Annotated in this window: 28 protein-coding genes and 1 pseudogene; 18 read left to right on the top strand and 11 right to left on the bottom strand. The window is 60.0% G+C overall.

Features of this window, described 5'->3' with window-relative positions; genetic code table 11:
• Positions 1-1,238: 1,238 nt before the first annotated feature.
• Both BLV61_RS32040 and BLV61_RS32045 read left to right on the top strand, forming a co-directional pair.
• Positions 1,239-1,436, top strand: a pseudogene (locus BLV61_RS32040) (HAMP domain-containing protein); the annotation flags it as partial.
• A 111-nt stretch (positions 1,437-1,547) separates the two neighbouring features.
• A complete protein-coding gene (locus tag BLV61_RS32045; protein ID WP_425272119.1) occupies positions 1,548-2,291 on the top strand; it encodes a methyl-accepting chemotaxis protein in 744 nt (247 codons plus the stop codon).
• Positions 2,292-2,403: 112 nt separating this feature from the next.
• Here BLV61_RS32045 and BLV61_RS11420 read toward each other — a convergent pair whose 3' ends face one another.
• Genes BLV61_RS11420 through BLV61_RS11430 form a run of 3 tightly spaced genes read right to left on the bottom strand, consistent with a single transcriptional unit; the run spans position 2,404 to position 3,515 of the window.
• Positions 2,404-3,027 (bottom strand): SOS response-associated peptidase, encoded by a 624-nt coding sequence (locus tag BLV61_RS11420; protein ID WP_047533082.1) that lies wholly within the window; start codon positions 3,025-3,027, stop codon positions 2,404-2,406.
• 35 nt (positions 3,028-3,062) lie between these two features.
• Positions 3,063-3,323 (bottom strand): putative signal transducing protein, encoded by a 261-nt coding sequence (locus tag BLV61_RS11425; RefSeq protein WP_090464998.1) that lies wholly within the window; start codon positions 3,321-3,323, stop codon positions 3,063-3,065.
• A gap of 9 nt (positions 3,324-3,332) precedes the next feature.
• The gene (locus BLV61_RS11430) at positions 3,333-3,515 is read right to left on the bottom strand and encodes a CPXCG motif-containing cysteine-rich protein (RefSeq protein ID WP_047533087.1); all 183 of its coding nucleotides are present in this window, start codon (positions 3,513-3,515) and stop codon (positions 3,333-3,335) included.
• A gap of 141 nt (positions 3,516-3,656) precedes the next feature.
• On the opposite strand from BLV61_RS11430, the gene BLV61_RS11435 reads away from it, so the two are divergent.
• Entirely contained in the window at positions 3,657-4,820 is a 1,164-nt protein-coding gene (locus BLV61_RS11435; RefSeq protein WP_208604207.1) for a 1-acyl-sn-glycerol-3-phosphate acyltransferase, read from the top strand.
• 80 nt (positions 4,821-4,900) lie between these two features.
• Here BLV61_RS11435 and BLV61_RS11440 read toward each other — a convergent pair whose 3' ends face one another.
• Positions 4,901-5,185, bottom strand: a complete 285-nt coding sequence (locus BLV61_RS11440) for a hypothetical protein (RefSeq protein WP_090465004.1) — start codon at positions 5,183-5,185, stop codon at positions 4,901-4,903.
• A gap of 191 nt (positions 5,186-5,376) precedes the next feature.
• On the opposite strand from BLV61_RS11440, the gene BLV61_RS11445 reads away from it, so the two are divergent.
• Positions 5,377-5,583: a hypothetical protein gene (locus BLV61_RS11445; RefSeq protein ID WP_047533094.1), complete on the top strand. Its 207-nt coding sequence runs from the start codon at positions 5,377-5,379 to the stop codon at positions 5,581-5,583.
• 123 nt (positions 5,584-5,706) lie between these two features.
• Here BLV61_RS11445 and BLV61_RS11450 read toward each other — a convergent pair whose 3' ends face one another.
• A complete protein-coding gene (locus BLV61_RS11450; protein ID WP_047533097.1) occupies positions 5,707-6,291 on the bottom strand; it encodes a YajG family lipoprotein in 585 nt (194 codons plus the stop codon).
• Between the two features lie 204 nt (positions 6,292-6,495).
• Here BLV61_RS11450 and BLV61_RS11455 point away from each other — a divergent pair, with 204 nt between their 5' ends.
• Positions 6,496-6,729, top strand: coding sequence for a hypothetical protein (locus tag BLV61_RS11455; protein WP_047533099.1), 234 nt, complete (start codon positions 6,496-6,498; stop codon positions 6,727-6,729).
• A gap of 740 nt (positions 6,730-7,469) precedes the next feature.
• Entirely contained in the window at positions 7,470-8,978 is a 1,509-nt protein-coding gene (mqo, locus tag BLV61_RS11460; RefSeq protein ID WP_047533102.1) for a malate dehydrogenase (quinone), read from the top strand.
• Positions 8,979-9,081: 103 nt separating this feature from the next.
• Here mqo and BLV61_RS11465 read toward each other — a convergent pair whose 3' ends face one another.
• The 4 genes from BLV61_RS11465 to BLV61_RS11480 all read right to left on the bottom strand — a co-directional run bounded on the left by BLV61_RS11465 (position 9,082) and on the right by BLV61_RS11480 (position 11,051).
• On the bottom strand, positions 9,082-9,369 hold the full coding sequence (locus tag BLV61_RS11465; protein ID WP_090465008.1) for a PA4642 family protein: 288 nt from the start codon (positions 9,367-9,369) through the stop codon (positions 9,082-9,084).
• Positions 9,370-9,432: 63 nt separating this feature from the next.
• Entirely contained in the window at positions 9,433-9,918 is a 486-nt protein-coding gene (locus BLV61_RS11470; protein ID WP_090465012.1) for a hypothetical protein, read from the bottom strand.
• Between the two features lie 97 nt (positions 9,919-10,015).
• A complete protein-coding gene (locus BLV61_RS11475; protein WP_090465015.1) occupies positions 10,016-10,489 on the bottom strand; it encodes a WbuC family cupin fold metalloprotein in 474 nt (157 codons plus the stop codon).
• Positions 10,490-10,493: 4 nt separating this feature from the next.
• Entirely contained in the window at positions 10,494-11,051 is a 558-nt protein-coding gene (locus BLV61_RS11480; RefSeq protein ID WP_090465018.1) for a hypoxanthine-guanine phosphoribosyltransferase, read from the bottom strand.
• 164 nt (positions 11,052-11,215) lie between these two features.
• Here BLV61_RS11480 and upp point away from each other — a divergent pair, with 164 nt between their 5' ends.
• Entirely contained in the window at positions 11,216-11,854 is a 639-nt protein-coding gene (gene upp / locus BLV61_RS11485) for a uracil phosphoribosyltransferase (RefSeq protein WP_047533111.1), read from the top strand.
• A gap of 2 nt (positions 11,855-11,856) precedes the next feature.
• Positions 11,857-13,131, top strand: coding sequence for a uracil-xanthine permease family protein (locus BLV61_RS11490; protein WP_047533114.1), 1,275 nt, complete (start codon positions 11,857-11,859; stop codon positions 13,129-13,131).
• Positions 13,132-13,183: 52 nt separating this feature from the next.
• On the opposite strand, the gene hemH is transcribed toward BLV61_RS11490, so the two are convergent.
• Positions 13,184-14,209, bottom strand: a complete 1,026-nt coding sequence (gene hemH / locus BLV61_RS11495; protein ID WP_090465021.1) for a ferrochelatase — start codon at positions 14,207-14,209, stop codon at positions 13,184-13,186.
• A gap of 13 nt (positions 14,210-14,222) precedes the next feature.
• On the bottom strand, positions 14,223-15,125 hold the full coding sequence (locus BLV61_RS11500) for a TIGR01777 family oxidoreductase (RefSeq protein WP_047533118.1): 903 nt from the start codon (positions 15,123-15,125) through the stop codon (positions 14,223-14,225).
• A 198-nt stretch (positions 15,126-15,323) separates the two neighbouring features.
• Here BLV61_RS11500 and BLV61_RS11505 point away from each other — a divergent pair, with 198 nt between their 5' ends.
• The 10 genes from BLV61_RS11505 (at position 15,324) to BLV61_RS11550 (ending at position 24,505) form a co-directional block, all read left to right on the top strand.
• Entirely contained in the window at positions 15,324-16,310 is a 987-nt protein-coding gene (locus BLV61_RS11505) for an NAD(P)/FAD-dependent oxidoreductase (RefSeq protein WP_047533123.1), read from the top strand.
• A complete protein-coding gene (locus BLV61_RS11510; RefSeq protein ID WP_047533127.1) occupies positions 16,307-16,522 on the top strand; it encodes a TIGR02450 family Trp-rich protein in 216 nt (71 codons plus the stop codon). Before BLV61_RS11505 ends, BLV61_RS11510 begins: the two co-directional genes overlap by 4 nt.
• Before the next feature lie 115 nt (positions 16,523-16,637).
• The gene (locus BLV61_RS11515) at positions 16,638-17,597 is read left to right on the top strand and encodes a YbgA family protein (protein WP_047533131.1); all 960 of its coding nucleotides are present in this window, start codon (positions 16,638-16,640) and stop codon (positions 17,595-17,597) included.
• On the top strand, positions 17,597-18,538 hold the full coding sequence (locus tag BLV61_RS11520; protein WP_047533136.1) for a MerR family transcriptional regulator: 942 nt from the start codon (positions 17,597-17,599) through the stop codon (positions 18,536-18,538). The genes BLV61_RS11515 and BLV61_RS11520 overlap by 1 nt, the downstream gene beginning before the upstream one ends.
• A gap of 13 nt (positions 18,539-18,551) precedes the next feature.
• Complete coding sequence (gene phrB / locus BLV61_RS11525; RefSeq protein WP_090465024.1) at positions 18,552-19,997, top strand: deoxyribodipyrimidine photo-lyase; 1,446 nt, start codon at positions 18,552-18,554, stop codon at positions 19,995-19,997.
• Positions 19,990-20,412: a nuclear transport factor 2 family protein gene (locus BLV61_RS11530; protein ID WP_090465026.1), complete on the top strand. Its 423-nt coding sequence runs from the start codon at positions 19,990-19,992 to the stop codon at positions 20,410-20,412. The genes phrB and BLV61_RS11530 overlap by 8 nt, the downstream gene beginning before the upstream one ends.
• Complete coding sequence (locus tag BLV61_RS11535) at positions 20,409-21,191, top strand: SDR family NAD(P)-dependent oxidoreductase (RefSeq protein ID WP_090465029.1); 783 nt, start codon at positions 20,409-20,411, stop codon at positions 21,189-21,191. Before BLV61_RS11530 ends, BLV61_RS11535 begins: the two co-directional genes overlap by 4 nt.
• A complete protein-coding gene (locus BLV61_RS11540) occupies positions 21,188-22,435 on the top strand; it encodes an NAD(P)/FAD-dependent oxidoreductase (protein ID WP_090465032.1) in 1,248 nt (415 codons plus the stop codon). The genes BLV61_RS11535 and BLV61_RS11540 overlap by 4 nt, the downstream gene beginning before the upstream one ends.
• Positions 22,432-23,247 carry a DUF1365 domain-containing protein gene (locus BLV61_RS11545; protein ID WP_090465035.1) on the top strand — a complete coding sequence of 272 codons (816 nt, stop codon included), beginning with the start codon at positions 22,432-22,434 and terminating at the stop codon, positions 23,245-23,247. The genes BLV61_RS11540 and BLV61_RS11545 overlap by 4 nt, the downstream gene beginning before the upstream one ends.
• Complete coding sequence (locus BLV61_RS11550) at positions 23,234-24,505, top strand: SAM-dependent methyltransferase (RefSeq protein WP_047533155.1); 1,272 nt, start codon at positions 23,234-23,236, stop codon at positions 24,503-24,505. The genes BLV61_RS11545 and BLV61_RS11550 overlap by 14 nt, the downstream gene beginning before the upstream one ends.
• The last annotated feature ends 34 nt before the right edge of the window (positions 24,506-24,539 follow it).

The raw sequence follows: 24,539 nt of genomic DNA on the forward strand, positions 1-24,539 counted from the left end.
CCTGCGCACGCCACGGCCAATAAGGTTTCACCCTTATCCAATTACGACCTCGAACACGCCAAAACAGTCATTTCGGTAACAGCTGCTAATGCCCGCTCCACCTCCTGCCGATACACCTCCGCAGTCGTCTTCTCGCGTGCGGAGCCCCCATGAAATTCAAGTCAATCCAGTTTTCCGTGGCAGCCCTTGCCGGTGCCATTGTTCTAAGTGTCGTGGCAGCACTGGTTGTTTATGCACTGTTTTCCGGGGCACGGACGCAAGACATGGTCCAGGAGCGGACCCAGGCGCAATTCGAGCAGGTGATCGAACAACGCCTGACCTCACTGGCGCAGACTCAGGTCAGCCAGATTCAGCGCGAACTCGAAGCGCCACTGCTGATCGCCGGCGGACTGGTGCGGGTCAATGCACTCATCGGTACGCCGGGTGCTGATGGCCAGCCTTCACTGAGCCTCAGCCGTGAGCAGTTGATCGGTCTGATCAAGGAAAACGTCGCCAGGAACCCGAAAATCCTCGGCACCTACATCGGCTGGGAAAAGGACGCACTGGATCATAACGATGCGGCCTACATGGGGACCAAAGTCGTCGGCATCGACCCCGTCAACGGGCGCTTCCTGCCGTGGTGGTTCCGCAACGAGGACGGCAGCCTCGGCCTCGACAAACTGGTGGATGTCGACGACCAGAAAACCCTGTCCACCGGCGTGCGCGCCAGCGAGTACTACCTGTGCTCGAAGGAAACCAAAAAATCCTGCGTGATTGATCCGGCGCCCTACAAGGTCGGCGACAAGATCGTCATGCTCGCCTCCTTTATCGAACCGATCATGCTCAACGGTGCGTTCCAGGGCATCGTCGGCGCTGACCTGTCGGTGAACTTCATTCAGGAGATGCTCCTGGGCGCCAACCAGAAGCTCTACAGCGGTGCCGGTGAAATGGCCCTGATCGGCGGCAACGGCCGAATCGTCGCCTATACCAAGGACTCGACCAAGTTCGGCGAAAAGGTCAGCGACATCCTCGACAGCAAGCAGATCGCCAACATGGCCAATCTCAAGCGCGGCGAAGTCACCTATACCGTCGACAAAAACCAGGGCCGGATCGAGCTGTACCTGCCCTTCGGCATCGGCCAGACCGACGCGCGCTGGACCCTGATGCTGCAACTACCGCTGGACGCGGTGATGGCCGATCTGCAAAAGCTTCAGGCTGACCTCAATACCCAACGCAAATCCGACACCTTCGGCATGGCCATGGTCGGCCTGTTGATTGCCGGTATCGGTTTGCTGGTGATCTGGCTGGTGGGCCACGGCATTGCTCGCCCACTCAAGCAAATGGTCGCCATGCTCGATGACATCGCCCAGGGCGAAGGCGACCTGACCCGCCGCCTGAGCAGCGACCGTGCCGACGAACTGGGTTCGATCGCCAAAGGCTTCAACACCTTCCTGGCCAAGTTGCAGGCGATGATCACACAGGTGGTGGCGTCGGTGCAGAGCGTCAGCGACTCGTCGGAACACACCGCCGACATCGCCATTCGCACCAACACCGGGGTGCACAAGCAGATGGCCGAGATCGACCAGGTTGCCACGGCGGTGCACGAAATGACCGCCACCGCCCAAGACGTGGCGCGCAATGCGACCCAGGCTGCGCAAGCCGCCAGCCACGCGGATCAGGCTGCCAGCCAGGGCATGCAAATTGTCCGCGACACCTCGACCTCCATCGGCGCACTTGCGCTGGAAATCGGGCGCGCGGTCGGTGCCGTACAGACACTGGCCAAGGACAGCGAGAACATCAACGCAATCCTCACCGCCATTCGCGGGATCGCCGAGCAGACCAACCTGCTGGCCTTGAACGCCGCCATTGAGGCGGCACGGGCCGGTGAACAGGGGCGCGGTTTCGCGGTGGTGGCTGACGAAGTGCGCAATCTGGCGCAGAAGACCCAGAAAGCCACGGAAGAAATCCAGACCATGATCCAGCAGTTGCAACAAGGCACGCGGGATGTGGTGCGGGTCATGGAAGATAGCCAGAATCGCACGGACGAAAGCGTGCAACACGCGGCAAAAGCGGCGGAGGCGCTGGAAACCATCACCAAAGCGGTGTCGGTAATCAATGACATGAACACCCAGATCGCCAGCGCCGCCGAGGAGCAAAGTGCGGTGGCCGACGACATCAACCGGAACGTGATCAACATCGGCCAAGTGGCCAATGAAGTGGCCGGCGGCGCGGATGAATCGAGCGCGGCCAGTGCGGATCTGACCAAGCTGGCCGAACAGCAGCGGCGGTTGATCAATCAGTTCAGGGTTTGATTCGAGGCCCCTCATCGCTGGCAAGCCAGCTCCCACACAGACCTGTGGTGTTCACAAATCCACTGTGGGAGCTGGCTTGCCAGCGATGGGGCCGGTCCAGTCGCCAAAGAACTCAACCCGGCGTCAAACACTCCGGCCCATTGAGCTTCGGATCATTGACCATGTTCGCCAGTACCCGTTCGCGCAAGGCTGCGGGCTCGCTGGCCAGCAATGCCTGCAAGGCATGCAACGGCGTTTCGGGATCGAGCCAGATGTCCTGCGCCGCCGCATCGAGAATCAACGGTCGGCGCTGACTGGCGGCCGGCTGGGTAATCACGGCCGTACTCAACCACACCTGTTCCTGCACCGGATACGCCTCCCAGATGGCCGCGAAAAACAACGATGAGCCCTCCCCTGGCGTCAACCAGTACGGGCGCTTGCGCGTGGTGCCGCGCCATTCGTAGAAACCGTTGGCCGGCAACAGGCAGCGGCGTTCGCGCAAGGCCTGGCGAAACATCGGTTGTTCGGCAACGGTTTCGGCGCGGGCGTGGGCCGGAGTGCGCGACAGATCGGTCAGCCAGGGCGGCGTCAGGCCCCAACGGGCACGGGCCAACTCGCGCTGACCGTCCGCACCGGCACGCAGCATCAACACCGAATCATTGGGGGAAATGTTCCACTGCGCCTGCTGATCGGCGGGAAAACCGGGCAGGGCCGCGAAGGCGGGATTCCAGCGAAACAGGGCATAACGTCCACACATGGGGCAACACGACTCTTGATCAAACGAACGCCAGCCTAACAGACCAGCGTGCCTGGAAAACTTTCCGGTTCATCGCCGGACAGCGGCAGCGCGGCATTGTACGCGGTGATCAGCTCCCGGGCGTATTGCGCCTGATCGTTCTCCACCGCCAATCCCAGCAGGCCGAAGATCGGCAGTTCGCCGGTGCCGCCCACCAGATCCCGACCGACCAGATGCGCCTCGATGCCCTCACTGGCCAGCATGCTTTGCAGCAACTCGCCTTCCATCAGGTTTTCCGGTTCGTAGATGCGCTGCATAAAGGGCTCTCACTCGTTTTCGCCATGCACGTCGAGCATCCATTCCTGACCATCGGTTTGCAGCGTGAACACAATCGGCCGACAACACACGGGACAGTCCTCAATGTACTGCTGATCACCGCCAGACAAGTCCAGAACCGCCTCGCAAACTTCACCACAATACGGACATTGATAATGCTCGGTTTCCAGCATCGCGGTCTCCCAGGTGACTTGTGCGTATAATCGCCGGTCTATTTGCAGGGCTATTTTTGTCTGACTACTTTTCAGACCGTGCCCCGTCGGTTTTCGATCAAAACCTTTACTTACCCTAGCCGTTTCCAACAAGAGAGCATGATGGGCGAATTCGATGCCATCCGACCTTACGACGACAGCGAAGTCCCAGCGGTGCTGGCACGGTTGCTCGGCGACAAGGCGTTTCTAGATATCCTCACCCACTTCCGCTTCCCGCGTTTCGCTGGCGCTTTAGGCTGGGCGCTCAAACCTCTTATAGCTCATCGGCTGCGTCGTGAGTTCGCCGGCGTCAATTCGGTCGCCTCGTTGCAGGACAAAGTCGAGGTGTATGTCGACCACACCATCGAGAGGGCCACGGACGGTGTGACGTACACCGGCGTCGAGCAGTTCAAGTCCGGCAGCGCCTACGTGTTCATCGCCAACCACCGCGACATCGTGATGGACCCGGCTTTCGTCAACTACGCCGTGTACCACGCCGGCCTGCCGACGCCACGCATCGCCATTGGCGACAACCTGCTGCAAAAGCCCTTCGTCAGCGACCTGATGCGCCTGAACAAGAGCTTCATCGTGCACCGCTCGATCAGCGGTCGCCGCGAGAAGATGGCGGCGTACCAACTGCTCTCCGCGTACATCAATCATTCAATCCGCAACGATTGCGCCTCGATCTGGATCGCCCAGGCCGAAGGCCGGGCCAAGGACGGCGACGACCGTACCGAGTCGGCCATCCTCAAGATGTTCCACATGAGCCGCAAGGACGAGCCATTTGGCGAAGTCATTCGCTCGCTGAACCTCACTCCGGTGTCGATCAGCTACGAATACGACCCGTGCGACCTGGCCAAGGCCCGTGAGCTTTATATCCGCGCCACCACCGGCAGCTACACCAAAGTGCCGGGCGAGGACGACGTCAGCATCGCCAAGGGCATTACCGGCTACAAGGGTCGGGTCCATGTGAACTTTGCCGCACCGATCACCGAGCTGTTCGAAGACACCAAGCAACTGGCCGTCGAAATGGACAAGCAAATCCTCGGCGGCTATCGCCTGTTCCCGGTGCACTACCTCGCCTATGCGCAATGGAAGGACGCCGACCCGCAATTGCAGGTACCGAGCGCCGCCAAGATGTTCCCGGCCGACGAACTGGCCAAGGCCCAGGAGCAATGGCAACAGCGCCTGGACGCCTGCCCCGAGGAGCACCGCCCCTTCCTGGTGGTGCAATATGCGACGCCGGTACGCAATCAGTACCGTGTGAAGGCAGGATTGCCGCTGTAAAGCAGTTCGCGGATACGACAACGGCGCCTTTGGGCGCCGTTTGTTTTTTCTGATCAACCCACACAGGGTTCAGGTCAACTTCAGACCCGCGTGCTGATCCACGACACCAGCAACGCCAACCCCAGGCAGGCAAAACCGAAGCTGTAGAAAAACCGGTTCATGCGCACGGTCGCGCCATCAAGAAACAACATGGGCTCATCGATGCGACGGCTCTGGCTCTGCGCCTCGAGGCTGGCCATCGCGCGCTGCTCGCGGCGGCGGGTCGCGTGCAGCAGCCATCCGCCGGGGCAAGCAAAGAGCAAGGCCAGCAGATTGATCAATTTGGCGGGATGGGCGGTAAACAGCGTCATCAAATGCAGCGACATCATGGGCCTCGGGGGAAACAGATGTGGCAGACGCCGAACCGACGACCGCGCGCGAATTCTACCGAAAGCCTGGGCGTCTGCCCGCTCTTTCCGACAAATAACAAGCATTTGACCAACGGTTGTCCTGCGTCACGGCACCGTCATCTGTATCGGTCAGTCTGTCGCCCCTCGAAACCGACAGGGACCGTGTCATGTTGCACGCAGAAAACCAGGATCGCCTCTACCTCATCAATCACAGCGACGAACAACAAGCCCTCGTCGGCAGCCTCGCTTTCAACGTTCAGGACCGCCATTGGCTGGTGTATTGCGCGCTGGGCGGCCATCAACATGCGGACTTGCCCGAAGCGGATTTGCTGACGGGTGTGAGTGTGCTGGACTTTTATTCGCAAGCGGCTTGATACCAAGCCCCCCTGTAGGAGCGAGCCTGCTCGCGATGGTCGTTAACGATTACGCGGGGTATCTGATGCCCCGCGGCGTCCTCAAGTCCATCGCGAGCGGGCTCGCTCCTACAGGGGCTCGCATTACTCGCCGAGAATCTGCCCCACGGTCGGATCCTTGAACAGTCGGGTCAAGGCATCGCTCAACACGTCGCTGACCAGCTTGGTGTTGGTTTCCTGGTTCGGCGCCATGCCGAAACGCTGGTCCAGGGATGAACCATAACGACCACTGTAGCGACGATTGGCATTCTGTACATCGGAGCGGAAGGTCGCGCCGATGGTTGCCTCGGTCACATACATGCCTTCTTTGGGCGACTGATACTTCAGCTCGGTCAGGGTCACGGTCAGTTGTGGCGCATTCATCGCGTTGGTTGTCGGGGTGAAGCCCAGCAGGCGCACGGCGGCTTCGGCTTGAGCCTGCAACTTCGGCAGGATCTGCTGGCCTTGCACGGTAATCGCGCTGGTTTCCGGGTAAAGGCCACCACGGGTGCCCAGGGTCGGCGACGGACGGCCGTCCACCACACGCACCACCACCGGCTGACCGTGGCCTACCGGCGCCAGTTGAGCGGTGAGCTTGGGTTCCGGGCTCAGTTGTTGCGGACTGTGGGCGCAGCCGACCAGCGTCAAGCTGGTCACAGTGATCAAACCGAACAACAGGCGTTGCAACATGCTCTTCTCTCCAGAATCAGGCACAAACAGGCCGGCAGTATAGCGGTGCGCCACTGCGGCTAACTAGGGTCATGCAACGATTACTGAAATCTCTGACACACCCTCGCCCACGCGGTTCCTGTCACACATTTTTCATCCGCCATTCACTTGCGTGTCACGACTGGCTGTCAACTTTGTCGGTAACCACCCAAAAGGTAATCCGCCATGCGTTTTCTCGTTTCGCTGTTCACCCCACGTCCGCGCCACCGCAGCTTTGCCCTGCTCGACAGCAAGGGCCATTGCCAGGCATTCAAGCAATGCAGCCTTCAACCGATGGGCGATGGCTGGGTCGAAATCGAAGAAATTCGCCTCAACTGGTTGCACCGACCTCTGCCCGCTGGCGCCCGCATCAGTCAGCATCAATCCCGTTCGCGGGTGCAACATCTGCTAACGACCTGACCAGACGCCTAATAAAAGTCATTAAACACGACCATTTCCCTGCATTTCTTAGATACAATCTCCCCCCGATTATAAGGACGTCTCCTGATCGGGCCTCGCAGCATCGTCAATGCCCAGGTATTGGCACCCCCGCACCGCCCACAGAGAGCCGCCCACACAGATCGAGTGAAGCTGGCGCGCTTGCTGTTTTCTTCGGCAAAACCTCCACTTACCGCGAATCTGTAGAGCTGTCATTACGCTCGGTCACTGAGCTGTTTGCCCGTTTTGCCTGCCATGGTTTCCCTGGCGGCAAGCCATCCGGGCACGGTGCCAGGCTGGGACAGCCCTTTTTTGAGGTTCACGTCTTCAAAAGAGCGTGAAAAAAACGGGTTTTCACAACTTCACAAGAGTGTGGCGAGCAAATGAATAGTTTTGCGTCTGAACATGCACCATTAGCGTCTACAACAGCCCAACGACACAGGATCGAGTACTCCTCGAACACCGGAGCCTGAAGCCTGTCCGCTACGGATTTGGTTGCACAAACGGATGTATCGACCATAAGTCGAATTGCCTCCCGCGCGCTGAAATGAGTTCATATGGCTCATAGGCCCGGCAGGTAGCGTCCGTCGAAGTTGCGAAAAATTGCGAAGATTCGGACATGGCAATCCTGGCCATGAGTACCTGGGGCATCACTGACACGCCCCGGAACGCCTGGCAGCCATGCCGTCAATTTGGTGCTGCAGATTTTGGAGACGCGTTAAATGGCGCATAACGAAGCAGTCGACGTAGTACTGGTTGGGGCCGGCATCATGAGTGCCACCCTCGCGGTACTGCTCAAAGAGCTCGACCCCGCGATCAAGCTGGAAGTCGTCGAGCTGATGGATTCCGGTGCTGCGGAAAGTTCAAACCCTTGGAACAACGCCGGCACCGGTCACGCTGGCCTGTGCGAGTTGAACTACACGCCGCAGGCTGCCGATGGCACCGTCGACATCAAGAAGGCCGTGCACATCAACACCCAGTTCGAGGTGTCGAAGCAATTCTGGTCGTACCTGACCAAGAAAGGCACGTTCGGCTCATGCAAATCATTCATCAGCCCGGTTCCACACCTGAGCTTCGTGCAGGGTGAAAGTGGCGTGTCGTTCCTCAAGGAACGCTTCAAGGTGCTGAGCAAGCACCACGCCTTCTCCAGCATGGAGTACACCGAAGACAAGGCTAAAATGGCAGAGTGGATGCCATTGATGATGCCTGGCCGCGACCCTGGCGAAACCCTCGCCGCCACCCGCGTGATCAATGGCACCGACGTCAACTTCGGCGCCCTGACCAACCAGTTGCTCAAGCACCTGACCAGCGCACCCGATGCCCAGGTCAAGTACTGCAAGCGTGTGACCGGCCTGAAGCGCAATAACGGCGGCTGGACCGTCAGCATCAAGGACGTCAACAGCGGCAGCTCCCGTGATGTCGATGCCAAATTCGTTTTCCTCGGTGCTGGCGGCGCGGCGTTGCCACTGCTGCAAGCTTCGGGCATCGAAGAGAGCAAAGGCTTCGGCGGCTTCCCGATCAGTGGCCAATGGCTGCGTTGCGACAACCCGGAAGTGGTCAAGCATCACCAGGCCAAGGTCTACAGCCAGGCTGCCGTGGGTTCGCCACCGATGTCCGTACCGCACCTGGACACCCGGGTCGTCGATGGCAAGAAGTCCCTGCTGTTCGGACCTTATGCCGGTTTCACCACCAAGTTCCTCAAGCACGGTTCCTTCATGGACCTGCCGATGTCGGTTCGCGCCGGCAACATCGGCCCGATGCTCGCCGTGGCGAAAAACAACATGGACCTGACCAAGTACCTGGTCAGCGAAGTGATGCAATCGATGGAACAGCGTCTGGAATCCCTGCGCCGCTTCTACCCGGAGGCGAAAGCCGAAGACTGGCGCCTGGAAGTGGCTGGCCAACGGGTACAGATCATCAAGAAAGACCCGAAGAAAGGTGGCGTCCTGCAATTCGGCACCGAACTGGTCGCCGCCAAGGACGGTTCCCTGGCCGCGCTGCTCGGCGCTTCGCCGGGTGCCTCGGTGACCGTTTCGATCATGATCGAGCTGATCGAAAAATGCTTCCCGGGCAAAGCCAAGGGCGAATGGGCTGCCAAACTGGCAGAAATCTTCCCGGCCCGTGAGAAAGTCCTGGAAACCGACGCGGCGCTGTATCGCAAGATCAACGCGCAGAACAACGTCGCGCTGGAACTGGTTGAAGCAAGCAGCGAAACCGAAAGCTACGCTTGATTGAGCCACACAAAAAACGCCCCGTTCTCATTGAGAGCGGGGCGTTTTTTTATGGGCGGTCAACCTATCGTTGTGGCGACGGAGCTTGCTCCCTCGCTACAAATCAGCCGCGCGCTTTCTCGATCAGCTCGATGTAATCCGCTGCGTTGCGCTGATCCTTGATCAGGGCGACAAAATCATTGCCGTGCTCGTCCTTGCCGTTCAGGTCCAGACCGGCCTCGACGAAGAACGTCAGAAAACGCTCGAAATCATCGATACGCAGGCCACGATAAGCCTTGACCAGTTTGTGCAACGAAGGCGAAGTGGCGTCGACCGGTTCGAAATCGAGGAACAACTTGATCTGCTCATCGCCGATCTCGTCACCAATCACTTGTTTCTTATCTTTACGCATTGCCGACTCCAGCTCGCAGACATTTCACGGGGCGGGCAGTTTACCCCTGCGCGGGCCCGGCACTCAACGCGGACGAACACTGCCAGTGTGAAGATCGGCCCAGATATGGCCATTGGCATAACTGAGGAACTGGCAATACACCGTGTCATTGCGCAGCAAGTCCATCACCACCCGGTAATGAGCCAGGGGGTAATAGAGCGTCAGGGTCTTGCTCTTGTCGTCGTAGGCCGGTTTTTTCAGGCTTTTGCTTTCGCCGTCGAAGTTGACCAGCACCTGATTGATCGTGGCGCCCTTGTTCAAGGATTTGCCCTTGAGGCGGATCGACAGCGGCGAGGTGACCGGAATCGGTTGCTGGTTGGACTGGCGTTGCGCACCAACCACCACTGAATAGTCGGTGACCTGCATCAGTTGCTGCTGCTCAGGCGCGGCATCGCGCAGGGTCAGGTCATCCGGTGGCAGGAACTGCGCATGCATCGGCGCCGGGGCAGCGGCCAGGGGAAGGCTGAGGGTCAGCAACAGGGCGGCGCAGCAGCGGATCGAACGGCTCATGACAGGCTCCGGAATCGGGGCTGAGCACTCTAGCATGAGCTAACAGGACTGGAGGGGTGAACACATCTCTTGCAGGCTCGCTCCTGCAGGTCATGGTTCAGTCGAACTGCGCGCGCATCCAGGCGTGATACTCCGCGACACCCGGTTCACCTTCACGCGGTGCCCAGTGGGCCTGCTCGCCCTCACCCACCGGACGGTAAGGACCGGCCTTGCATTCGAACATCAGGCTGTCGGCCTCCAGCGCCACCAGACCATGGAACACGCCAGCTGGCAGGTCCACGCCAACGCAATCACCACCGGCCTGCAGGACCGACCTGCTCAGCACTGCACCGGATTCGTCGAAGATCAACAAGCCCAGCTTCCCCTTGAGCACCAGCAAGGTTTCAGCCTTGTTTCCCCCCAGGTGCCGGTGAGGCGGGATATAGGTGGCGGGCTGCAAACCCACCGCCATGCGGTGACAAGCCTCTTCCATCTGGTGGAAATTGTGATGTTGACGCCCGCGAGGATTAGCCGCGGCTTTCTCGGCCAGTTCAGCGAACAGCGTTTGATCAAGAAAGCTCGCGTTGGTCATGGTCTTACATACCTTTAACGGCAAAAATCCCGTTGGCGTTGCGCCAGTAGCCTTTGTAGTCCATGCCGTAGCCGAAGATGTAACGGTCGATGCATGGCAGCCCCACGAAATCGGCCTTGAGATCCGGACGCGCCTTGCGGTCATGGTCCTTGTCGATCAGCACGGCGGTGTGCACTTTGCGCGCGCCGGCGTGTTTGCAGAAGTCGATGATCGCGCCCAGGGTGTGACCTTCGTCGAGGATGTCATCGATGATCAGCACGTCGCGGTCGATGAACGACACTTCCGGCTTGGCCTTCCAGAACAGGTCGCCGCCGCTGGTTTCGTTGCGATAGCGGGTGGCGTGCAGGTAGGAGGCTTCCAGCGGGAAATGCAGATGGGTCAGCAGTTTGCCGGCGAAAATCAGCCCGCCGTTCATCACACAGAACACCACCGGATTGCTGTCCGCCAGTTGTTCGTTGATGTGCGCACCGACGCGAGCGATGGCCGCCTCGACTTCAGCTTCGGTGTACAGGCAGTCAGCCTCTCGCATGATTTGACGGATATGCTCGAGATCAGCGGACATGGTGCTCTCCAGGGGGTGACGGATTCGGGAAAAGCGGGCAAAGGTACGCATCAAGCGAGGCCAGATCAAGCGTTTGTGGACTAACGTACTGAATGTCTATAGGACAACACCCTCGGATAGATTAATCTAGGCCGGTTTTTTTGCCCGCCGCCGGAGCCTTTCCCATGCCCATCCTCGAGATCCGCCATCCGCTGATCCGTCATAAACTTGGCCTGATGCGCCGCGCAGACATCAGCACCAAGAATTTCCGTGAGCTCGCTCAGGAAGTCGGCGCCCTGCTGACCTATGAAGCCACCAAAGACCTGCCGCTGGAAACCTACGATATCGAAGGTTGGTGCGGCACTGTGTCGGTCGAGAAAATCGCCGGCAAGAAAATCACTGTAGTACCGATCCTGCGCGCCGGCATCGGCATGCTCGAAGGCGTGCTGAGCCTGATCCCGGGCGCCAAAGTCAGCGCCGTGGGCGTGGCCCGCAACGAGGAAACCCTCGAAGCCCACACCTATCTGGAAAAACTCGTACCTGAAATCGACGAACGGCTCGCGATGATCATCGACCCGATGCTCGCCACCGGCGGCTCGATGGTCGCCACCATCGACCTGCTGAAGAAAGCGGGCTGCAAGGACATCCGCGCCATGGTGCTGGTGGCCGCGCCGGAAGGCATCGCCGTGGTCGAGAAAGCTCACCCGGACGTGACCATCTACACCGCTTCCATCGATGAAAAATTGAACGAGCACGGTTATATCATCCCGGGCCTGGGCGATGCCGGTGACAAGATCTTCGGCACCAAGCAGAAGGACGCTTGACCATGCAGGATGAGTTCAACGATCCGCTCTGGCGCACGGTACTGTCCGGCGCACAGATGCTGTTCGTGGCCTTCGGCGCCTTGGTGCTGATGCCGCTGATCACCGGCCTGGACCCGAACGTGGCGCTGTTTACCGCCGGCCTGGGGACGATTCTGTTCCAGATCGTCACCGGGCGTCAGGTGCCGGTGTTCCTGGCCTCGAGCTTTGCCTTCATCACCCCGATCATCCTCGCCAAAGGCCAGTTCGGCCTGGCCGCGACCATGGGCGGCGTGATGGCAGCCGGTTTCGTCTACACCTTCCTCGGCCTGGCCGTGAAGATCAAAGGCACCGGTTTCATCGACCGTTTGCTGCCGCCCGTGGTCATCGGCCCGGTGATCATCTCCATTGGCCTGGCCATGGCGCCGATTGCCGCCAACATGGCGATGGGCAAGGCCGGTGACGGCACTGAGCTGATTCATTACCAGACGGCGATGATGATCTCGATGCCAGCGTTGCTGACCACGCTGATCGTCGCGGTGTTCGGCAAAGGCATTTTCCGCCTGGTGCCGATCATTTCCGGCGTGCTGGTGGGGTTTGCCATGGCGTTCTACTTTGGCGTGGTCGATACCGCGAAAATTGCCGCCGCACCCTGGTTCGCCATCCCGCACTTCACTGCGCCGGAATTCAACTGGCAGGCGATCCTGTTCATCGTTCCGGTGGCCCTGGCTCCGGCCATCGAGCACATTGGCGGTGTGATTGCCGTGGGTAGCGTGACCGGTCGCGATTACCTGAAAAAACCCGGCCTGCACCGCACCCTGCTCGGCGATGGCATTGCCACCACTGCTGCCGGCCTGTTCGGCGGTCCGCCGAACACCACCTACGCCGAAGTCACCGGCGCCGTGATGCTGACCAAGAACTACAACCCGAAAATCATGACCTGGGCGGCAATCTTCGCCATCAGCCTGGCGTTCATCGGCAAGTTCGGCGCACTGCTGCAAAGCATTCCGGTGCCGGTGATGGGCGGGATTCTCTGCCTGTTGTTCGGCTCGATCGCGGCCGTGGGCATGAACACGCTGATTCGCCACAAGATCGACCTGGGCGAAGCACGCAACCTGGTGATCGTGTCGGTGACCCTGGTGTTCGGGATTGGCGGCGTACTGGTCGGCACCGGCACTGGCCCCGATGACTTCGGCCTCAAAGGCATCGCGCTGTGCGCGGTGGTGGCGATTGCGCTGAACCTGATTCTGCCGGGCAATGACAGCTGGAAGCACAAGAAGGCGGATGAGCCGCTGCTGTAACAGATGATCCCCTGTGGCGAGGGCGCTCGCTCCCTCGCCACAGGTTGTATTCCTACAGCGCCAACGGCGCTCGCTCGCACAACGTACTCAACGCCCGCGCCCACTGCGGGTCATCGTTGAGGCACGGCACCAGCACCAACTCCTCGCCGCCCGCTTCGAGGAATTGCTCCCGTCCGCGATCACCGATCTCCTCCAGTGTCTCGATGCAGTCAGCGACGAACGCCGGGCACATCACCAGCACCTTTTTCACGCCACTCTTGGCCAGTTCGTCGAGGCGCGCTTCGGTGTAGGGTTCAATCCATTTCGCACGGCCCAGTCGCGATTGAAATGACACCGACCACTTGCCGTCCGGCAAGCCCATGCGCTTGGCAAATTCAGCCGCGCTGCGCAGGCATTGGGCGCGGTAACAGGTCGTCAGGGAGGCCGGCGAAGCATTCCTGCAGCAATCGTCATTCTTGAAGCAATGCTGGCCGGTCGGATCGAGCTTGGTCAGGTGGCGCTCAGGCAATCCGTGAAAGCTCAACAACAGGTGATCGTAGTCCTGTTGCAGATAAGGTTTGGCGCTGGCCACCAGGGCGTCGAGGTATTCCGGCTGATCGTAAAACGGCTGGAGCACCGACAGTTGCACGTCGAGTTTCTTCTCGCGCACCACCCGCCTGGCTTCTTCAATCACAGTGGTGGTGGTGCTGTCGGCGAACTGTGGATAAAGCGGCGCCAGGGTGATTCGCTTGATTCCCGCCGCCACCAGACGCAGCAGCGACGACTCAATGGACGGTTCGCCATAACGCATCGCCAGCTCCACCGGGCCATGCTTCCAGTGGGCAGTCACGGCCTGTTGCAGGCGACGGCTGAACACCACCAGTGGCGAGCCCTCCTCCCACCAGATCGAGGCATAGGCATGGGCCGATTGCTCGGGGCGCTTGATCAGGATCAGCGACACCAACAAGCGCCGAACCGGCCATGGCAGGTCGATCACATACGGGTCCATCAAAAACTGATTGAGGTAGCTGCGTACATCCGCCACCGAGGTGGAGGCTGGCGAGCCCAGGTTGACCAGAAGCAATGCGTGATCCGTCATGCAACATCCTATTTCAGAGGCGGCCGGACAGATCGTCCAGGGCCGCGCGCAAATCAGTGAACTGGAAAGTGAAACCCGCCTGTAGCAAACGAACCGGAGTGGCTCGCTGACCGCCCAGCAGTAACAATGACAACTCGCCCAGGCCGATCTTCAATACAAAGGCCGGCAACGGCATGAACGCCGGGCGGTGGAGGACGCTGCCCAACGTTTTGGCAAATTCGCGATTGCGCACCGGCTTCGGTGCGCAGGCATTATATGGACCGCTGGCTTCATTGCGATGCAGAAGAAAATCAATCAGGGCGATTTGGTCGTTGATATGGATCCATGGCATCCACTGGCGACCATTGCCAATCGGGCCGCCCAACCCTGATTTGAATGGCAACAACAGCCGCGACAAAAAGCCGCCTTCGGCCGACAACACCAGCCCGGTGCGTATCAGGATCACACGAATCCCCAAAGCCTCGGCGCGCTGCGCGGTTTCCTCCCAGGCGATGCACAACTGACTGGCGAAATCTTCGTTGACCGGTGGCGATTCCTCGGTCAGCTCGCGCTCGCCACCATCACCGTACCAACCGACCGCCGACCCGGAAATCAATACCTGTGGCTTGTGCTCACGGCCTTCAAGCCAGGTCAGCAAGGTTTCAGTCAGGGTGATACGGCTGCTCCACAACAAGGCTTTGCGTTTGTGAGTCCATGGACGGTCCGCGATCGGTGCGCCGGCGAGGTTCACCACAGCATCGACGGGGGCGGCGCCCAGGTCTTCGAGCCGCGCGATTCCACGCACTTGATCGCCACAGATTTTCGCGACTTTTTCAGGCGTCCGGCTCCAGACTGTCAGGCGATGCCCCTGACTCGACCAGTGTCGGCAGAGCTGACGTCCTATCAAACCAGTACCGCCGGTCAGCAATATGTGCATGACATCTTCCTCACGTGGCGTTTTACCCTGATCACTAGTCTATTTTTATAAGCAAGGGATCTTTTGGTATCGGGCAGGCTCTGTGTTTAACAATAGGCCAAGCTGTCAGAACGAGAACGCTAAAAGTTATACCAAAAAACAATATTGTACAGGTTTAAACCCCGGCGTAGTCTGTACAGAAAGGTAAACGAGGCCCTTATGACTGTACCTATCGCGATCATCGGCACCGGCATTGCCGGATTATCCGCCGCACAAGCCCTGACGGATGCAGGGCATGTCGTTCAACTTTTCGATAAAAGCCGCGGCAGTGGCGGACGCATGTCGAGCAAGCGTAGCGACGCGGGCGCCCTGGACATGGGCGCACAATATTTCACCGCTCGCGATCGCCGCTTCGTCACCGAAGTGCAGCGCTGGCAAGCCAACGGCTGGGTCGCCGAATGGACGCCGCAGCTGTACACCTTTCATGGCGGCCAGCTCAACCTGTCCCCGGACGAACAGACCCGTTGGGTCGGTACGCCGCGCATGAGCGCCATAACCCGCGCTTTGCTCGGCGACCTGGAAGTGCATTTCGCCTGTCGCATCACCGAGGTCTATCGCGGCGAAGAACACTGGCACCTGCAAGACGCCGAAGGCTTCACCCATGGCCCCTTCAGCCATGTGGTGATCGCCACGCCGGCGCCTCAGGCAACCGCGTTGCTGGCCTCCGCGCCGAAGCTTGCCGGTGCCGCCGCCGGGGTCAAAATGGACCCTACCTGGGCGGTCGCACTGGCGTTCGAAACCCCTCTGGACACCCCCATGGAAGGCTGTTTCGTGCAGGACAGTCCGCTGGACTGGCTGGCACGCAACCGCAGTAAACCGGGCCGCGACAACACCCTCGATACCTGGGTGTTGCATGCCACCAGCGCCTGGAGTCGCCAACACATCGACCTGCCGAAAGAAGCCGTGATCGAACAACTGCACGGCGCCTTCGCCGAGCTGCTGCACAGTGCCATGCCCGCCCCGAGCTTCAGCCTCGCCCACCGCTGGCTCTATGCCCGTCCCGCGAGCAGCCATGAATGGGGCACCCTGGCCGATGCCGACCTGGGCCTGTATGCGTGTGGCGACTGGTGCCTGTCCGGACGCGTGGAAGGCGCCTGGCTCAGCGGTCAGGAAGCCGCCCGCCGCTTGCATGAGCACCTCCAGTGAACCGCATCAACCCAAACAAGTTGCTGCTGTCGAAATGGACAGCAGCCCATCCGCAAAACCGCGAGAAACACTTTCTGGTGACCGAGCTGATCCGCAACGACGAAGGGGAGGTGCTGGAGGTCGAGTTGCAAGCGGTGTTGACCAAACGCAGCGAACAGCTCAAGTGGCAGGCCCTTTGCGATAAGGATCACTGGAAGTTCGGCTGGCTGTAGGCACTCCTCGGAAAAACTTGTGCAAATTGTTTGACTTGTACACCTTTGAATCTATGATGAACCTATGTTGTACAGATCGTGACGTCTGTATAGGTTTTGATTTTGAGGTGCTCCAATGCTCCCATCTCCTGCCAAACCAAAAATCGCCATCAGCGCCTGCCTGATGGGCGCAGAAGTGCGCTACAACGGCGGGCACAAGGAATCGCGACTGTGCAGCCGTGTCCTCACCGACTACTTCGATTTCGTGCCGGTCTGCCCGGAAGTCGCGATTGGCCTGGGCATTCCCCGGGAGCCGATCCGGCTGGTGGGTGATCCGAATCAACCCGAAGCCGTCGGCACGATCAACCGCGAGATCAATGTCACCCGACCGCTGGCCGATTACGGCCGGACGATGGCAGCAGAGCTGAGCGATATCTGTGGCTACATTTTTATGCAGAAATCGCCGTCCTGCGGACTGGAGCGGGTCAAGGTCTACCGCGCCAATGGCGCACCGCAGGACGGTGGCGGCCAAGGCATCTATGCCCAGGCATTTTGCGCTTTGCATCCGGATTTGCCGGTGGAAGAAGACGGCCGACTCAACGACCCGGTGCTGCGCGAAAACTTTCTCACCCGTGTATTCGCCTACAGCGAATGGCAGCAATTGCTGAAAGAAGGCCTGACTCGACGCGGTCTCACAGACTTCCACTCGCGCTACAAATACCTGCTGATGGCCCACAACCCGGTGCAATACAAAACCCTGGGCAATCTGCTGGGCAGCATGGGCCGCACCGACCCGAAGGTGCTTGGCCCGCGCTATTTCAGCGAGTTGATGGCGGCCCTGAAAAAATGCGCGACCCGCCGCACCCACACCAACGTTCTGCATCACATCAGCGGTTACTTGAAACAGGCAATCAGCGCTGAGGATAAACAGGAAGTGCAACACGTCATTGGCCAGTACCGCCACGGCATCGTGCCATTGGTGGTGCCGCTGACGCTGCTCAAGCACTACTTTCGCCAGCACCCGGACCCGTACATCGCGCAGCAGGTTTACCTGCAACCGCACCCGGAAAACCTCAGCCTGCGAAACGCCATCTGATGAAAGCCCCACTCGACAGTAGCGCCAGCGAAGACCTTGGCGCCGATTTCAAGAAAGCCCTGGATGAGGGCTGGCTGCCGATCCGCGAAGTGGCCCGGCAAACCGGGGTCAACGCCATCACCTTGCGCGCCTGGGAGCGACGCTATGGCCTGATCGTGCCGCAACGCACGCCCAAGGGGCATCGACTGTTCTCGACCGAACATGTGCAACGCATCCTGACCATCCTCACCTGGCTCAATCGCGGCGTAGCCGTCAGCCAGGTCAAGCAATTGCTCGACACCCCGCAAGACTTCAGCGAGTCCGCGGAGAACGATTGGCAGCGTCTTCGCCAGACCTTGTTGCAAGCCGTTGCGACGTTGTCCGAGCGCACACTGGATGACACCGTCAACCAGGTCATGGCCCTGTATCCACCGCGGACCTTGTGCGAGCAACTGCTGATGCCATTGCTCACCGAGCTGGAGCAACGCTGGCAAGGCCAGTTCGGTGCGCAAATGGAGCGAGTGTTTGTTTATTCCTGGCTGCGCAGCAAATTCGGCGCGCGCATCTACCATAACAATCGTCAGCTACACACCGCGCCGTTGATGTTGATCAACCACTCTGACCTGCCCCTGGAACCTCACCTGTGGCTGACCGCGTGGCTGATCAGCAGTGCCGATTGCCCGGTGGAAGTGTTCGACTGGCCCCTACCCGCCGGCGAACTGGCGCTGGCGGTCGATCATCTGCAACCCCGTGGCGTCCTGCTGTATTCCAGCAAAGCCATAAACCCTTCGCAGTTGCCGAAACTTTTCAATGGCGTCAGTTGCCCAAAAATAATCGCCGGACCAACGGTATGCATCCACCACGCCGAGTTGTCCGTAAAAACATCAGAGATCGCTGATCTGTACGTGGCTGAAGATCCTTTGGCAGCTCATCAAGTACTGGTTCAGCGCGGGCTTATTTAATGCGGGCACTCCCATGCAATTGATCTGGTTGCGCAGTGACTTGCGCGTGAACGACAACACCGCACTTTCGGCCGCCGCTGCCGCTGGCCCCTGCGTGGCGGTGTATCTGCCGAGCCCGGAGCAATGGCTGGAACACGATGACGCGCCGTGCAAAGTCGACTTCTGGTTACGTAACCTGAAGACGCTGAGCCAGGCTTTGGGCGAACTGAACATTCCACTGCTGATCCGCAACGCCCCGCGCTGGGACGATGCACCCCAGGTGCTGCTGGACCTGTGCCGGCAGTTGAACGTCGACGCCGTGCACTTCAACGAAGAGTACGGCCTGCATGAAACCCGCCGCGATGCCGCGGTGGCCGATCGGCTCAAGGCCCAAGGCATCGACGCCCGCCGTTACCTGGATCAACTGCTGTTCAAGCCAGGCAGCGTACTGACCAAGACGGGCAGCTACTTCCAGGTCTTCAGCCAATTCCGCAAGGTGTGCTACGAACGCCTGCATCAATCATTGCCCCGCCTGGTCAGCGCACCAATGGCCCAAGCGCCGCTGAACATCATCAGCGACGCGATCCCGGCACAGATCCAGGGTTTCGATACACCCGGCGAACGCCTGCGCGCACTGTGGCCGGCCGGTGAAATCGAAGCCCGCCGCCGCCTCGACACCTTCGCCGATGCCCAGATCGACTACTACCAGAGCGAGCGTGACTTCCCGGCAAAACCCGGCACCAGCCAACTCTCGGCGTACCTCGCCGCCGGGGTGATTTCCCCTCGCCAGTGCTTGCACGCGGCGCTGCAAAGCAATCAGGGCGAATTCGAAAGCGGCAAGGTCGGCGCTGTCACCTGGATCAATGAGCTGCTGTGGCGCGAGTTCTACAAACACATTCTGGTGGGCTACCCACGGGTCTCCCGTCACCGCGCCTTCCGCCCGGAAACCGAAGCCCTGGCCTGGCGCGACGCTCCAGAAGAACTGGCGGCCTGGCAAGAAGCGCGTACCGGCGTACCCATCATCGACGCGGCCATGCGCCAATTGCTGGAAACCGGATGGATGCACAACCGCCTGCGCATGGTGGTGGCGATGTTCCTGACCAAGAACCTGTTGATCGACTGGCGCGAGGGCGAACGCTTTTTCATGCGTCACCTGATCGATGGTGACCTGGCCGCGAACAACGGCGGCTGGCAATGGAGTTCATCGACCGGCACCGATTCGGCGCCCTACTTCCGGATTTTCAACCCGCTGAGCCAGTCGGAAAAATTCGACGCCGAAGGCGTGTTCATCAAGCACTGGTTGCCGGAACTGGCCGGGCTGAACAAAAAGGAAGTGCACAACCCGGCGAAACTCGGCGGCTTGTTCGGCGTGGCGGATTATCCGTCCCCGATCGTCGACCTGAGCGCGTCCCGTGCTCGCGCACTGGCGGCATTCAAGAACCTGCCGTCGCGCCAGAACGCCGGAGGTCAGGATGAGTAGCTTCCTGCGCCAGTTCGCCCAGCGGTTTGCGCAATTGGATAAAGACAATCTGCAACGCCTCGGCGAGTTGTACACCGACGACGTGCGCTTCACCGATCCGCTGCACGAAGTGCAGGGTCTCGGGCAACTGCGCGGCTACTTCGCCGAGCTTTACGCCAACGTCAACGAGCTGCGCTTCGACTTTCATGGTTTCGACCAGATCGCTGAAGGCGAAGGCTATTTACGCTGGGTCATGAGTTACCGCCATCCGCGCCTGGCGGGCGGCCGGCTGATCCGGGTCGACGGTTGTTCGCACCTGCGCTGGCGCGACAAGGTTTATTGCCACCGGGATTACTTCGATGCCGGGGCACTGCTTTATGAACATCTACCGGTATTGGGCCGGGCGATTGCCTGGCTGAAAAGGAGAATGGGATGAGCATTACACCTCCACGAAGATACTGGCTGACCGGCGCCAGCAGCGGTATTGGCGCCGCGTTGGCCGAAGAAATCCTCAAGACCGGCGCCCACCTGGCGGTCAGCTCACGCTCGGTGGCACCGTTGAAAGTCTTGTCCCAACGTTATCCGGGACAAGTGCTGGTGGTGGCGGGAGACCTGACCAACAGCCAGACCGTGCGTGAAATCGGCGAACAGATTGCCAAGGACTGGGGCTCGCTGGATACGGTGATCCTCAACGCCGGCACCTGCGAGTACGTGGATGCCCGGCAGTTCGATGCCTCGATCATCGAACATGTGGTGCGCACCAACCTGCTTGCCAGCAGCTATTGCATCGAAGCCGCGCTGCCACTATTGCGGGCAGGCACTGCGCCGCACCTGGTGGGCGTGGCCAGTTCCGTGACCTACCTGCCGTTGCCCCGGGCCGAAGCCTACGGCGCCTCAAAGGCCGGGATGCGTTATTTGTTCGAATCGCTGCGTATCGATCTGGCACCGGAAGGCATCGCAGTCACCGTGGTCAGCCCCGGATTCGTCGACACCCCCCTGACCGCAAAAAACGATTTTCCCATGCCCCTCAGCTGGCCGGCGGATAAAGCCGCGCGGCACATCTTCGCCAAACTCAAGGATCGACCGCTGGAAATCGCGTTTCCAGGGTTGTTCATGGCCGCCCTCTGGCCCTTGTCGAAGTTGCCCGGCCGAGTGAAGTTGGCGATCGGCAAACGCATGGTTCGCAGCCATCCACCGATCAAGGACGAGCCGTGAACATTGCCATTATCGGCAGCGGTATCTCGGGGCTGACCTGTGCGTATCTACTCAATCGCAGTCACGAGATCACCCTGTTCGAGGCCAGCGACTGGATCGGCGGCCACACCCACACGGTGGACGTGACCGTCGATGGCCACCGCTATGCCGTGGACACCGGTTTCATCGTCTTCAATGACTGGACCTATCCGAATTTCATTCGTCTGCTGGGCCAGATCGGCGTGGGCTTCAAGCCCACCGAAATGAGCTTCTCGGTCACTGACCCCGACAGCGGCCTGGAATACAACGGCAACAACCTCAACAGCCTGTTCGCCCAGCGCCGCAACCTGCTGTCGCCGGGGTTCTGGGGCATGCTGCGGGACATCCTGCGCTTCAACAAACAAGCCCTGCGTGACCTGGAAGAACAGCGGATCAAGCCCGATACCACGCTGGACGACTACTTGAAAGCCGGCGGCTACGGCGAGCGTTTCATCCTGCACTACATCGTGCCGATGGGCTCGGCGATCTGGTCGATGCCCATGGCTGACATGCTGGCCTTCCCGCTGCAATCGTTCGTCAGGTTTTTCAAGAATCACGGCTTGCTGTCCGTGAGCAATCGCCCGCAATGGCAGGTCATCGAAGGCGGTTCAAGCGCCTACATCGCGCCATTGACCGCCAGTTTCCGCGAGAAAATCCGCCTCAACTGCCCAGTGACACGGGTCGAACGCGATGCGGATGGTGTCGTTATCCACAGTCACGCCGGGAGCGAGCGCTTTGACAAGGTGGTGTTCGCCTGCCACAGCGATCAGGCCTTGCACCTGCTGGCAGCGCCCAGCGAAGCCGAACAATCGATCCTCGGCGCCCTGCCCTACGCCGACAATGAGGTGGTGTTGCACACGGACTCGCGCCTGCTTCCACAGCGAAAACTCGCCTGGGCCAGCTGGAACTTTCGTCTCGGCGGCCCTGGCCATACACCTGCCGCCGTCACCTATGACATGAATATCCTGCAAGGCATCCAGAGCGACACGACGTTCTGCGTCAGCCTCAACCAGAGCGCCGCCATCAACCCGTTCAAAGTGCTCGCCAAATACACCTACGCCCACCCGCAATACAGCCTGGCGGCGGTGGCGGCACAGGCGCGCCGGGGAGAATTGGACGGGCAGCAGCACACCTGGTACTGCGGCGCGTACTGGGCCAACGGTTTCCATGAAGACGGCGTGGTCAGCGCCCTGCATGTGGCCCGCGCCTTTGGAGAACACCTGTGAACAGCGCCCTTTACAGCGGCTGGATCGCCCATCGGCGCTTTGCCCCTCGGCACCACGCCTTCCGCTATCGGATCGGCCTGCTGTACCTGGACCTCGATGAACAGGATGCGGTGCTCGGCCTGTCAGGATTGGCGGGGGTCAGCCGCTTTGCGCCGTTTTCATTTCGTGAACGCGATTACCTCAAGGCGTACACCGGGAACGGCATGCGCCTGATCGACGCCGTACGCCAACTGGTCAGCGAAGCCATTGGCCATGTGCCGCAAGGCTCGATCTGCCTGCTGACCCAACCGCGCAGTTGGGGCTTGTCGTTCAATCCGGTGAGTTTTTTCTATTGCCATGAAGCCGATGGGCAACTGGCGGCAATCGTCTGCGAAGTCAGTAACACGCCTTGGCGCGAGCGCTATCACTACGTGTTGCCTGCCAGGGCACCGCAGGACCTGTCGGATTTCCATCAACACTTTGCCGTGCCCAAGGCTTTTCACGTATCGCCCTTCCTGCCGCGCGATATCCAGTACCGCATGAGCTTCAGTCCGGTGGCCAAACGCATTGGCGTGCACTTGGCCGACTGGCAGGGCGAAGAAAAACTGTTCGACGCCACGCTCACGCTCGAACGCGAACCCCTCGATCGCGCCAGCCTGCACCGTTACTTGCGGCGCTTTCCATGGATGACCGCGAAAACTGCCCTGGCCATCTATTGGCAAGCCCTGCGCCTGTTGCTCAAGCGCGTACCGTTGTTTGCTCATCAGAAGGCCGACGGCAACGTTCAGATCGCCACCACCCTGCCCAAGGATCGCCACCATGAAAGCCTCTAGCTTCTCGGCCAAAGCTAACTTGTTAAACACCCAGGGCCTGACCGGATCGCTGCTGCGTCGCGGCGTGCTTCGGCAATTGACGCAACTCAAACACGGACAGTTGGTGCTGATCGAAGACGGCGTACGCCATGTGTTCGGCAGTTCCAGCCATGAATTGCTGGGGGAGATCCATATCCTCGATGCCGCGGCCTGGGGAATGGTGGCGAGCAACGGTTCGATTGGCGCGGGCGAAGCGTTTATCCATGGCTACTGGAGTTCGCCGGACCTGACCTCGGTGGTGCGGGTGTTCGTCAGCAATCTTGAAGTGCTCGATGGCCTCGAAGGTGGCCTGGCGAAACTTGGTCGGCCGCTGATTCAGGGCCTGCACTGGCTTAATCGAAACACACGCAAGGGCTCGCAGAAAAACATCGCCGCCCATTACGACCTGGGTAATGACCTGTTTGAGCAGTTTCTCGACCCGACAATGATGTATTCGGCGGCGCAGTTTTTGACCGATGAAGACAGCCTTGAACAGGCGCAGTTGAACAAACTGCAGCGGATTTGCCAGAAGCTTGCCCTCAAACCAACGGATCACTTGCTGGAGATCGGCACCGGCTGGGGCAGCATGGCGCTGTACGCGGCCCAACACTACGGCTGCAAAGTCACCACCACCACCTTGTCCAAAGAGCAATATGCCTTCACCGCACAACGTATCGATGCCCTCGGACTGCAAGATCAGGTCACGTTGCTGCTCAAGGACTACCGCGACCTCACCGGCCAATACGACAAACTGGTGTCGATCGAGATGATCGAGGCTGTCGGCCATCGCTTCCTGCCGACCTACTTCAAGCAGTGCGCTCAGCTGCTCAAGAGCAACGGTCTGATGCTGTTGCAAGCCATCACCATCCGCGAGCAGCGCTATGAACAGGCCAAGAACAGCGTCGATTTCATTCAACGCTACATCTTCCCCGGCGGCGCCTTGCCCTGTGTCCAGAAGATGCTGGAGATCGTGAGTCGCGACACCGACATGAACCTGCTGCACATGGAGGACTTCGGCCTGCATTACGCCCGGACCCTACGCATGTGGCGTGAGAATTTTCGCCGCGCCCAGGGTCGCTTGAGTGAGCTGGGTTACGACGACTATTTCCTGCGACTGTGGGAGTTTTACCTGTGCTACTGCGAAGGCGGCTTTATGGAGCGCACCATTGGTACCGCGCAACTGCTGCTGGCCAAGCCTTCGGCAATCACGGCGCCACTGTTGGGTCGCTTCGATGCTTGATGACTAGGCGTCCCGTCTGAGTGTTCACACAGCG

It is taken from the genome of Pseudomonas mohnii (genome assembly GCF_900105115.1).
Lineage (GTDB): Bacteria > Pseudomonadota > Gammaproteobacteria > Pseudomonadales > Pseudomonadaceae > Aquipseudomonas > Aquipseudomonas mohnii.

Bases quoted from the DNA above. Each gene is read 5' to 3' on its own strand.
- BLV61_RS11530 (WP_090465026.1), top strand. From the start codon at position 19,990: ATGAGTAGCTTCCTGCGCCAGTTCGCCCAGCGGTTTGCGCAATTGGAT.
- BLV61_RS11480 (WP_090465018.1), bottom strand. From the start codon at position 11,051: ATGTCCGCTGATCTCGAGCATATCCGTCAAATCATGCGAGAGGCTGAC.
- BLV61_RS11445 (WP_047533094.1), top strand. From the start codon at position 5,377: ATGTTGCACGCAGAAAACCAGGATCGCCTCTACCTCATCAATCACAGC.
- BLV61_RS11520 (WP_047533136.1), top strand. From the start codon at position 17,597: ATGAAAGCCCCACTCGACAGTAGCGCCAGCGAAGACCTTGGCGCCGAT.
- BLV61_RS11550 (WP_047533155.1), top strand. From the start codon at position 23,234: ATGAAAGCCTCTAGCTTCTCGGCCAAAGCTAACTTGTTAAACACCCAG.
- upp (WP_047533111.1), top strand. From the start codon at position 11,216: ATGCCCATCCTCGAGATCCGCCATCCGCTGATCCGTCATAAACTTGGC.
- phrB (WP_090465024.1), top strand. From the start codon at position 18,552: ATGCAATTGATCTGGTTGCGCAGTGACTTGCGCGTGAACGACAACACC.
- BLV61_RS11515 (WP_047533131.1), top strand. From the start codon at position 16,638: ATGCTCCCATCTCCTGCCAAACCAAAAATCGCCATCAGCGCCTGCCTG.
- BLV61_RS11535 (WP_090465029.1), top strand. From the start codon at position 20,409: ATGAGCATTACACCTCCACGAAGATACTGGCTGACCGGCGCCAGCAGC.
- BLV61_RS11430 (WP_047533087.1), bottom strand. From the start codon at position 3,515: ATGCTGGAAACCGAGCATTATCAATGTCCGTATTGTGGTGAAGTTTGC.
- BLV61_RS11465 (WP_090465008.1), bottom strand. From the start codon at position 9,369: ATGCGTAAAGATAAGAAACAAGTGATTGGTGACGAGATCGGCGATGAG.
- BLV61_RS11435 (WP_208604207.1), top strand. From the start codon at position 3,657: ATGGGCGAATTCGATGCCATCCGACCTTACGACGACAGCGAAGTCCCA.
- BLV61_RS11470 (WP_090465012.1), bottom strand. From the start codon at position 9,918: ATGAGCCGTTCGATCCGCTGCTGCGCCGCCCTGTTGCTGACCCTCAGC.
- BLV61_RS11450 (WP_047533097.1), bottom strand. From the start codon at position 6,291: ATGTTGCAACGCCTGTTGTTCGGTTTGATCACTGTGACCAGCTTGACG.
- BLV61_RS32045 (WP_425272119.1), top strand. From the start codon at position 1,548: ATGGCCGAGATCGACCAGGTTGCCACGGCGGTGCACGAAATGACCGCC.
- hemH (WP_090465021.1), bottom strand. From the start codon at position 14,209: ATGACGGATCACGCATTGCTTCTGGTCAACCTGGGCTCGCCAGCCTCC.
- BLV61_RS11500 (WP_047533118.1), bottom strand. From the start codon at position 15,125: ATGCACATATTGCTGACCGGCGGTACTGGTTTGATAGGACGTCAGCTC.
- BLV61_RS11455 (WP_047533099.1), top strand. From the start codon at position 6,496: ATGCGTTTTCTCGTTTCGCTGTTCACCCCACGTCCGCGCCACCGCAGC.
- BLV61_RS11505 (WP_047533123.1), top strand. From the start codon at position 15,324: ATGACTGTACCTATCGCGATCATCGGCACCGGCATTGCCGGATTATCC.
- BLV61_RS11425 (WP_090464998.1), bottom strand. From the start codon at position 3,323: ATGCAGCGCATCTACGAACCGGAAAACCTGATGGAAGGCGAGTTGCTG.
- BLV61_RS11420 (WP_047533082.1), bottom strand. From the start codon at position 3,027: ATGTGTGGACGTTATGCCCTGTTTCGCTGGAATCCCGCCTTCGCGGCC.
- BLV61_RS11440 (WP_090465004.1), bottom strand. From the start codon at position 5,185: ATGTCGCTGCATTTGATGACGCTGTTTACCGCCCATCCCGCCAAATTG.
- BLV61_RS11490 (WP_047533114.1), top strand. From the start codon at position 11,857: ATGCAGGATGAGTTCAACGATCCGCTCTGGCGCACGGTACTGTCCGGC.
- mqo (WP_047533102.1), top strand. From the start codon at position 7,470: ATGGCGCATAACGAAGCAGTCGACGTAGTACTGGTTGGGGCCGGCATC.
- BLV61_RS11475 (WP_090465015.1), bottom strand. From the start codon at position 10,489: ATGACCAACGCGAGCTTTCTTGATCAAACGCTGTTCGCTGAACTGGCC.